Genomic DNA, 7366 nt, shown 5'->3' with positions numbered 1-7366 from the left:
GAGCACGTGGGTCTTGTTCCGGATCTGCCTTAAATTTTTGAGCGCTCAGCAGATGGAATGGAACTCGGCCCGAGGCCTCGCTCTTTTCAGCTTTCGCAGGTATAGTAGCAAAAACCGCGATTTGTATCATTAGAATTTTGTTAAATTTTTGATTTTCCCTGCCCGCAGGGCTTTTGAGGCACATACGAGACTAATTGCTGAAAGCTTCCCGGGACAAATGACTCTGTCGGAAAAAGCGCGCTCCCCGAAGTGCGGGGAGCTCCGCGAAGCGGTGAGGGGATGTCAGGCACCGGCAAGTCGAAAATGAGTCTGACGGTTCGCGAGCAGGGTTCGGTACAAGGCGCAAATGAGGCTGCCTGATAAAAGACATTCGGGACGAATGCGGTAACCGGTAAGCAGGCAGACTTTTCCCTCCGGGGGAGCATAAATCATCCAATCCAGCGCCTTCGGGCACCTTCCCCGGCCAGGGTGGCGGCTTCGCCGCCGGAAATCCGGGAAATTTATTTCTGAAAAGTTTTACAGGAGCCGGTATATTTTCCCCGGCCGGCCCCGGAGGGCGGCGGATTCTTCGCTCACTGTTTCTGCCAGGCCTGCCCGGCAGAGGGCTCCCATGATTCTACGTATGTTCTGGGGAGTGACGGAAAGTTTTGTGGAGAGGTCTTTGACGGAGAAGATGCCTCCGGGGAAGGCGGAAGCGGCGAGGCGGATTTTGAGAAGGGTCTTTTCGTTGACTCCCACCTGTTTCAGTCTGGCCCTGGCGGCCGGGCCCACTTCGTCTTTTTTCTCCCCCTCCGGAGGGATTTGTGTTTCTTCGGGCAGGGTGATTTCTTTTCCATCTTCGGAGATGCGGATTCCTTCTTCCAGAATGGGCGCATCTACGGCAAAGCGGGCATTCATCCGGGAGCGGGTCACGGTTTCTCCATAACCGATGCCGGCTGCCACGGAGCCGTAGAGATTGAGGGTCATCCGGATTTCTTTCATGGCAAGCTGCAGGTTTTCCAGATGGCTTTCGATCTGGCCGCGGGAGGAAAATATTTCATACCGGCCGTTTCCTTTTTCTACCAGGGACCCGTCCAGGGCTTCACAGAGGGGCAGGAGTTTCCCTTTGATTTCCCATTCCAGCTGCTGGAGCTGGGCATCGGAATTCATATGGTCCAGCACGTTTTCATAATCATGAATGGCAATGGCCACGGTCCCGGCCTGGGCGGATTTGAACCAGGTGGTCCGGATTTCTTCTACCGTCTGGCGGAGGGAAAGGAGGATTTCGGTTTTCGTAAGATTCAGGAAATACACGGGAATGCCCCGTTCCCTGAGGGCAAGGCAGGCGGAGCGATAGGCCGTGACGGCGCCGTCGGTTTTTCCCGTTTCATAGAGTCCCCGATGAAATGCCGCAATGGTTTCTTCCGGCCGGGGCGATCCATTTTTCTGGAAATTTTCGTATTTCTCAAGTTCGGAGTACCTGTAATATTTCATATAGACTTCGTCCAGGGGAAGGTTCAAATCGGAGAGGACCTCTGAAATATCGATGAGACCTTCCGGCATGTCGATGGAGAAACGGGGTTTGTCTTTTCCTGCATTCCTCATGATTTCCAGGGCCCGCACAAGGAGCATGGCCCCCGCCGGACGGCAGCAGGAAATATGGTCTTCTTTCCGGAAATATTTCTTTCCCATTTCATAGGGCAAGGGTCCCGTGAAAAGCCAGCCGTCCACCAGGGAGCGGTTTTCGTCAAGAATATTTCTGATTTCTTTTTCCTTTTCAAAGGGGAAGGGCAGTAGTTTCAATTCCCCCGCATAGTCCTCCCCTGCTTTCCGTACATTTTCCACCGATTCCGATGCGCCGATGACTCCGATCCTGTACTCCATAGGCCCTCCTTTTTCGCAATTGTTTCTTTTATTATAGCAGTTTTGTGGGGTAAATACTGTCTTTAGATTAAGGATGTGATGATTTTTGTTTCAGGGATATGGGGGTTGCCGGGAGTCCCGGGAGTATCGGGGCGGTGGCGGGCAAGCACGGAAAAAACGGATTTCGGACTGCGGATTGCGGATTGCAGGGTAGTGCGGCGCAAATTTATGGGCGCCGTGAATTCTAATTTGAAAACCAGACAATGTCAGTTTTCTGAATGGGAGCTGCCTTAGGCAGGCCGCGAATTAAGTCCTGTTATGATGAAAAAACTTCTGTATTCATTCCTGAATGCAGAAGTTTTTTCGTCACCTATGTCTTCAGTCCTCTTTATGGATATCTTCCATGAGTTCATCAAAGGTATCATAGGCCTTGTATTTTTCCGGATGTTTTTTCATCTCATCCATTTCTACCAGGGCTTTCCGGGTGGTCTCATAGAAATGAGGTTCCTCATTTCTATTTATATTCTGTTTTTTGTCTTTCATGGAGCTGCACTTTCTTTCCAAAAAGCTGACTAACAGATGATAGAATTTCTCATTATCCTCTTTCTTCCTTCTGGCCGGACCCCTGAGGTGATGTTTGGCGCTTTTTCTTGCCTTTTTCGCTTCGTACCGCTCCATGAGGAGTCGTCCTATATTTTCATCGGTATACCGCCAGCCGTTCTGATGAAAGGGAAAGGCTTTTTTCGCCAGGGCCATGGCGGCCAGGCCATAATCCTGGGTAATGACGATATCACCGGGTTTTATAAGGTTGGTCAGGGTGAAATCGGCGGAATCGACTCCTTTGTCTACCATCAGGACTTTACTTTTTTCAGAGCGGATAAGATGGCTGGTGTCGCAGACAATGATGGATTCCAGATGAAAAAGGGAGGCTGACTTTTCCGCTTCGGAAATCACGGGACAGCCGTCGCCGTCGATGAGGAGTTTCATGGTATTTCCTTTCTTTTCACTTATCATTCTTACCGGTTATCAATCGGATTTCGGATTGGGGATTGCGGATTGCGGGAAGGTGCGCGCACAATTCATGCAGCGCGCCTTTAATATGAATTTCCCCGTCTGACCCAATTCCCATATATAACCTGGCCGCCGGAGGCGGCCCACCTTCACGGACCACGGACCACGATTCACGGATCACGATGACCTCAAGTGACTCTATCCCTATTTCCAAACAAAAATCGGTGAAGCCAAGCTTCACCGATTTCAGCAAACCAACTTATTTCGTCTTGAATCCGGAATGTTTAAGGGCTAAAACGACCGGAATAATAATAATTGCGGAAACCAGAGCTTCCGGAATCCCATTGACTCCGACAATTCCAAGAATGGTGGCTCCTACGGCTTCTACGGAAATTCCTTTGGATGCTGCATAGGGAGCCCCTACGAGGAGATAGAAGGATCCGAGGAAAAGAACGGTATTGCAGAGGGATCCGCCGATGGCTGCGATTCCGATGCGGATGCCTTCGGGAAGAGGAATATGTTTATAAAGAAAGTAAGCAAAGAGTCCGATGCAGATTCTTGGTACGATGCAGATGAAGGCATCATAGAAAGGATTGTACTGCAGGGCGAACTGGAGCAGAAGGCTCGGTGCGCGGAGGGACTGGAAGAAAGAGAAGAGTCCGAAAAGAAGGCCTACGATGGCTCCTACTTTGGGTCCTCCCACGATAGCCCCGATAATGGTCGGGATATGAAGAATGGTGGCATTCATAACGACCAGGGGAATAAATCCGTAACCTGTGAGTCCCAGGAAAATGGTAATTCCTGCGAGGAGACCGGAAATGGTCAGCTCCTTCAGATTCATAAATGTGCCCTGTGCTGCCGGGGTGTTTTCTTTTTCCATTTGTTTCCTCCGTTCTTACTCTCTGTGAGATATAAGCCGTAAAAATAAGGCGGTCTATTCACTCCGCGGTCCGGTTCGCAAGGGATACCTGCAAAGCGGAGCTCGTCAATCCGCCAAAAGTGTCAATAGATATTATAATGAGGAAAATTGATTTGTCAACACTTATTCTTTAAAAATCCATTTCGTAATTCTTTCGCCGCCCATCAGGGAAAGGCCGCACATCCAGAGGTCCGAAAGGTAAGGGAACATGGAAATATAGGAGGGATCAAACCAGGTCCTCCAGGCGCCGGTAGAGGTGAGCCGGTCGGAAATCACGATGGGAATGAAGAGAAGGAACATCCAGAAAACGGCGGAAAATACGGAATTCGTGATGCGGGTGCTCTTTTTTCCCTCTCCTGCGAGGAATACGAAGAGCCCGAAGGTCATCATGGCAAGGAAAATTTTCGCGTAGAAAATGATATTGAATATTTCCATCAGAAATACGGAAGCCATGAAAGGATCAAGCCGCATGCCGCCGGTATAGAAAAGACCAAGGAAGGAAATAATGGCGGTCCCCGGGATGAGACCGGTGAGAAAGGCGCTTCCCAGCCATTTCGCCCAGAGATTTCCTTTTGCTTTCAGATGTTCATAGAGTTTTGACAGGATACGGTCCAGAGCCGCCGTCAGAAGGATGCAGAAGGAAAGAATAAAGAATGCGCCGATCGTGACGGGAAGGAAATTCTCCCGAAGACTTCCCTGAATCCGGGGCAGGTAATTGTAGAAAACCGCAATCTGGGCCAGGACCATGGAAATCCAGAGAGGCAGATGGACCGCCGCACGGATTGCACCCAATTCACTCCCCCACCCTTTCTGCTGGAACAGGTAGAAAAGGAAGGGCGCCAGAAGACCAATCCCCCAGTAAGCGGAAATGCCGATCATAAGAGAGGCAGGCGTATGGACAAAAGTCCCTGCCAGAGGCCAGGGAATCGTAAGGGCCAGGAGCCAGAGGGCCTGGTAAAGAGCCGGTTTATTATGGTACATAAGAATCACCTCGGATTTAATTGTACCATATGGGGGAAAGGGCAATTTCAGATTTTGCGAAAACGTGGTCCATGATCCGTGACCCGTGAAGGTGGCGCCCTGCGGGTGCCGTTTTTATGGAGCCTTCGGCTCACAGGAAATACATCGAGCGGCAGGAGAGATTTTGCCTTTAAGCTCATTTCCGACTTGAAGCGGTAGAACAACCCCTCAGTCCGCTTCGCGGCCAGCTCCCCAACCTTGGGGAGCCTGAAACGACAGCATGCTTTAGGTTGGTGACTTTTGTCCCATGTACTATTTAGCAATCAGCCTCATATTTGCCTTTTCTGGTTTAACACCCTTTCCGGCTGCTCCGCAGCCACCTTTCCACTCCGGGAAAGGTGGTGCCCGACTGTCAACTTTTCCATTTTCTTCATCTCTGCCATGAATGTGTAGTGCAGGAGAAATTTCAAGCCGTCTCTCGCCTGTGCTGTCTATACTATCCCCATATATAATCGGCGGCCATCAGGCCGCCCACCTTCACGAACCACGAATCACGACTCACGAATCACGATTGCCCTAAATCAAAAACGGCATGGATGACTCCATACCGTTTTCAACCAGAATCATTTCTTCTTTGACAGTTTTTCCGCTTTCTTTTTCTGTCTCATATTCCTGCCTTTATGGCCCAGGGCTTTGTGCTCCTTTTTCTTTGTCGGTTTGTACATGCCCGGGGTGACCACTTTTTTCTGTGGTCTTCCAGTGCGGACTTTACGGATATTTCCTTTTTCATCATACTTTGTGATGGTTTCGGAAATGGACTTTTCCAGTTTCCGGAGAAGGAGTCCGTCTTCCGGGGTGGCGTAGGTGATGGCTATGCCTTTGGTCCCTGCCCGGCCGGTCCGTCCGATTCGATGGATGTAGTATTCCAGATTTCTTGGAATATCATAGTTGAAGACATGGGTAATGCCTTCCACATCAAGGCCCCGGGCGGCAATATCGGAGGCCACAAGGACCTGGATTTTTGCTTTTTCAAATTCCCGGATCACCTGGTTCCGCTGTCCCTGGCTCATATCGCCATGAATTTCGTCGGTGATGAAATCTGTCTCTTCCTGAAGTTTTCCTGCGATTTCATGGGCTTCTTCCCTTGTATTGCAGAAGACCACCGCCATGTAGGGATTCATCTGTTCCAGGTGTTTGACAAGGAGTTTGAATTTCTTTGGTTTCGTGGTTTCGTAAACTCTCTGTTCCACGGTGGAAGCAGCCGGTTTTTCGGCTACATCTATGATGGCAGGATGTTTCATATATTTCCGGGCCAGGTGCACGGCATCATCAGGCATGGTGGCAGAAAACAGAAGGAGCTGCCGCTTTTTCGGCGTTTCATCAATGAGGGTTTCGATGTCTTCCCGGAATCCATTGGCCAGCATCTGGTCCGCTTCGTCCAGGATGACCGTTTTCACATTGGAAAGATCCAGGCTTTTCCTCCGAATATGGTCCAGGAGCCGTCCCGGGGTGCCGATGATGAAATGGGGATCCCTTTTCAGTTTCTGCAGCTGGTTTTCGATGGTCCTTCCGCCAATGATATCGACCGCATCGATTCCTTCCTGAATCGCAAAAGGCCGGAGAACATCAAAAACCTGCTTGGAGAGTTCTCTGGTGGGCGTCATGACAAGGACCTGGGTATAGCCATTTTTCCTGTCCACTCTCTGGAGAGTGGGGAGCAGGTAGGCCAGGGTCTTGCCGGTCCCCGTCTGGGAACGGCCGATGAGATCTTTTCCTTTGAAAATGGATGGAATCGCTGCCTGCTGGATGGGTGTGGGAATCTTAATTCCCTGGGTTTTCAGAAGGGAAGCAAGTTCTTCCTTTACCCCAAGTGCTGCAAATGCGTTCATAGTTCCTCCTAGTCAATGTGAATGCGTATGACTTTTATTTCATTATATCATATAGGGATAGTTGTCAGCCTTTAGACGGATATCAGACACCTGCGATTTTCGTTCTTCGTGATTCGTTGTTCGTGATTCGTGAAGGTGGCGCCACTTTCGTGGCGCAAGTATATGGGGTCTTGGCACAGGCGGGGCCCAAATACTCTTTGGGCACATTTTTGTAATTCCGGATGCCCGGAGGCTCTTCAGGGCATTAAAAAACTCCCGGGACTTACGTCTCGAGAGTTTCAATTTCTAGTGGTGCGGTCGGAGAGATTTGAACTCTCACGGATTACTCCACTACCGCCTGAAGATAGCGCGTCTGCCAGTTCCGCCACGACCGCATATGCAATTGTAGCACCAGTAACTAGAAATTAAGTGGTGCGGCTGGTGAGACTTGAACTCACACGATCGAAAGATCACTACCCCCTCAAAGTAGCGCGTCTGCCATTCCGCCACAGCCGCATATATGGTGCCTCAGAACGGAATCGAACCGTTGACACAAGGATTTTCAGTCCTTTGCTCTACCAACTGAGCTACCGAGGCAAATTAAGTGGCGACCCGGATCAGATTTGAACTGACGATCTCCGCCGTGACAGGGCGGCATGTTAGACCACTACACCACCGGGCCGTTTGGTGGGCGATAACAGGATCGAACTGCTGACATTCTGCTTGTAAGGCAGACGCTCTCCCAGCTGAGCTAATCGCCCATATT

General features: G+C 50.3%; 6 protein-coding genes and 5 tRNA genes. All 11 read right to left on the bottom strand.

Going from position 1 to position 7366, the window contains the following annotated elements:
- The coding region (locus VZT47_RS08685) for a hypothetical protein (RefSeq protein WP_330224569.1) at positions 1 to 184 on the bottom strand (184 nt) is incomplete at its 3' end.
- 332 nt (positions 185 to 516) lie between these two features.
- Positions 517 to 1863: a hypothetical protein gene (locus tag VZT47_RS08680; protein ID WP_330224568.1), complete on the bottom strand. Its 1347-nt coding sequence runs from the start codon at positions 1861 to 1863 to the stop codon at positions 517 to 519.
- Between the two features lie 357 nt (positions 1864 to 2220).
- Positions 2221 to 2856 carry a DUF188 domain-containing protein gene (locus tag VZT47_RS08675; protein ID WP_330224567.1) on the bottom strand — a complete coding sequence of 212 codons (636 nt, stop codon included), beginning with the start codon at positions 2854 to 2856 and terminating at the stop codon, positions 2221 to 2223.
- A gap of 256 nt (positions 2857 to 3112) precedes the next feature.
- Positions 3113 to 3733 (bottom strand): ECF transporter S component, encoded by a 621-nt coding sequence (locus VZT47_RS08670; protein WP_330224566.1) that lies wholly within the window; start codon positions 3731 to 3733, stop codon positions 3113 to 3115.
- 162 nt (positions 3734 to 3895) lie between these two features.
- Complete coding sequence (locus VZT47_RS08665) at positions 3896 to 4753, bottom strand: hypothetical protein (protein WP_330224565.1); 858 nt, start codon at positions 4751 to 4753, stop codon at positions 3896 to 3898.
- 602 nt (positions 4754 to 5355) lie between these two features.
- Positions 5356 to 6621, bottom strand: a complete 1266-nt coding sequence (locus VZT47_RS08660) for a DEAD/DEAH box helicase (protein WP_330224564.1) — start codon at positions 6619 to 6621, stop codon at positions 5356 to 5358.
- 289 nt (positions 6622 to 6910) lie between these two features.
- Positions 6911 to 6995: transfer RNA gene (locus tag VZT47_RS08655), tRNA-Leu, on the bottom strand.
- 35 nt (positions 6996 to 7030) lie between these two features.
- Positions 7031 to 7116: transfer RNA gene (locus VZT47_RS08650), tRNA-Leu, on the bottom strand.
- A gap of 5 nt (positions 7117 to 7121) precedes the next feature.
- Positions 7122 to 7197: transfer RNA gene (locus VZT47_RS08645), tRNA-Phe, on the bottom strand.
- Positions 7198 to 7205: 8 nt separating this feature from the next.
- Positions 7206 to 7282, bottom strand: a tRNA-Asp gene (locus VZT47_RS08640).
- Between the two features lie 3 nt (positions 7283 to 7285).
- Positions 7286 to 7361, bottom strand: a tRNA-Val gene (locus VZT47_RS08635).
- Between the last annotated feature and the right edge of the window lie 5 nt (positions 7362 to 7366).

Source organism: Dialister sp. (assembly GCF_036343215.1).
Lineage (GTDB): Bacteria > Bacillota > Negativicutes > Veillonellales > Dialisteraceae > Dialister.
The sequence above is the reverse complement of the archived record's forward strand: the minus strand, read 5'-3'. Positions and strand labels throughout refer to the sequence as shown.

Excerpts from the sequence above, each read along its gene's own strand:
- VZT47_RS08680 (WP_330224568.1), bottom strand. The coding sequence starts at position 1,863 with ATGGAGTACAGGATCGGAGTCATCGGCGCATCGGAATCGGTGGAAAAT.
- VZT47_RS08675 (WP_330224567.1), bottom strand. The coding sequence starts at position 2,856 with ATGATAAGTGAAAAGAAAGGAAATACCATGAAACTCCTCATCGACGGC.
- VZT47_RS08670 (WP_330224566.1), bottom strand. The coding sequence starts at position 3,733 with ATGGAAAAAGAAAACACCCCGGCAGCACAGGGCACATTTATGAATCTG.
- VZT47_RS08665 (WP_330224565.1), bottom strand. The coding sequence starts at position 4,753 with ATGTACCATAATAAACCGGCTCTTTACCAGGCCCTCTGGCTCCTGGCC.
- VZT47_RS08660 (WP_330224564.1), bottom strand. The coding sequence starts at position 6,621 with ATGAACGCATTTGCAGCACTTGGGGTAAAGGAAGAACTTGCTTCCCTT.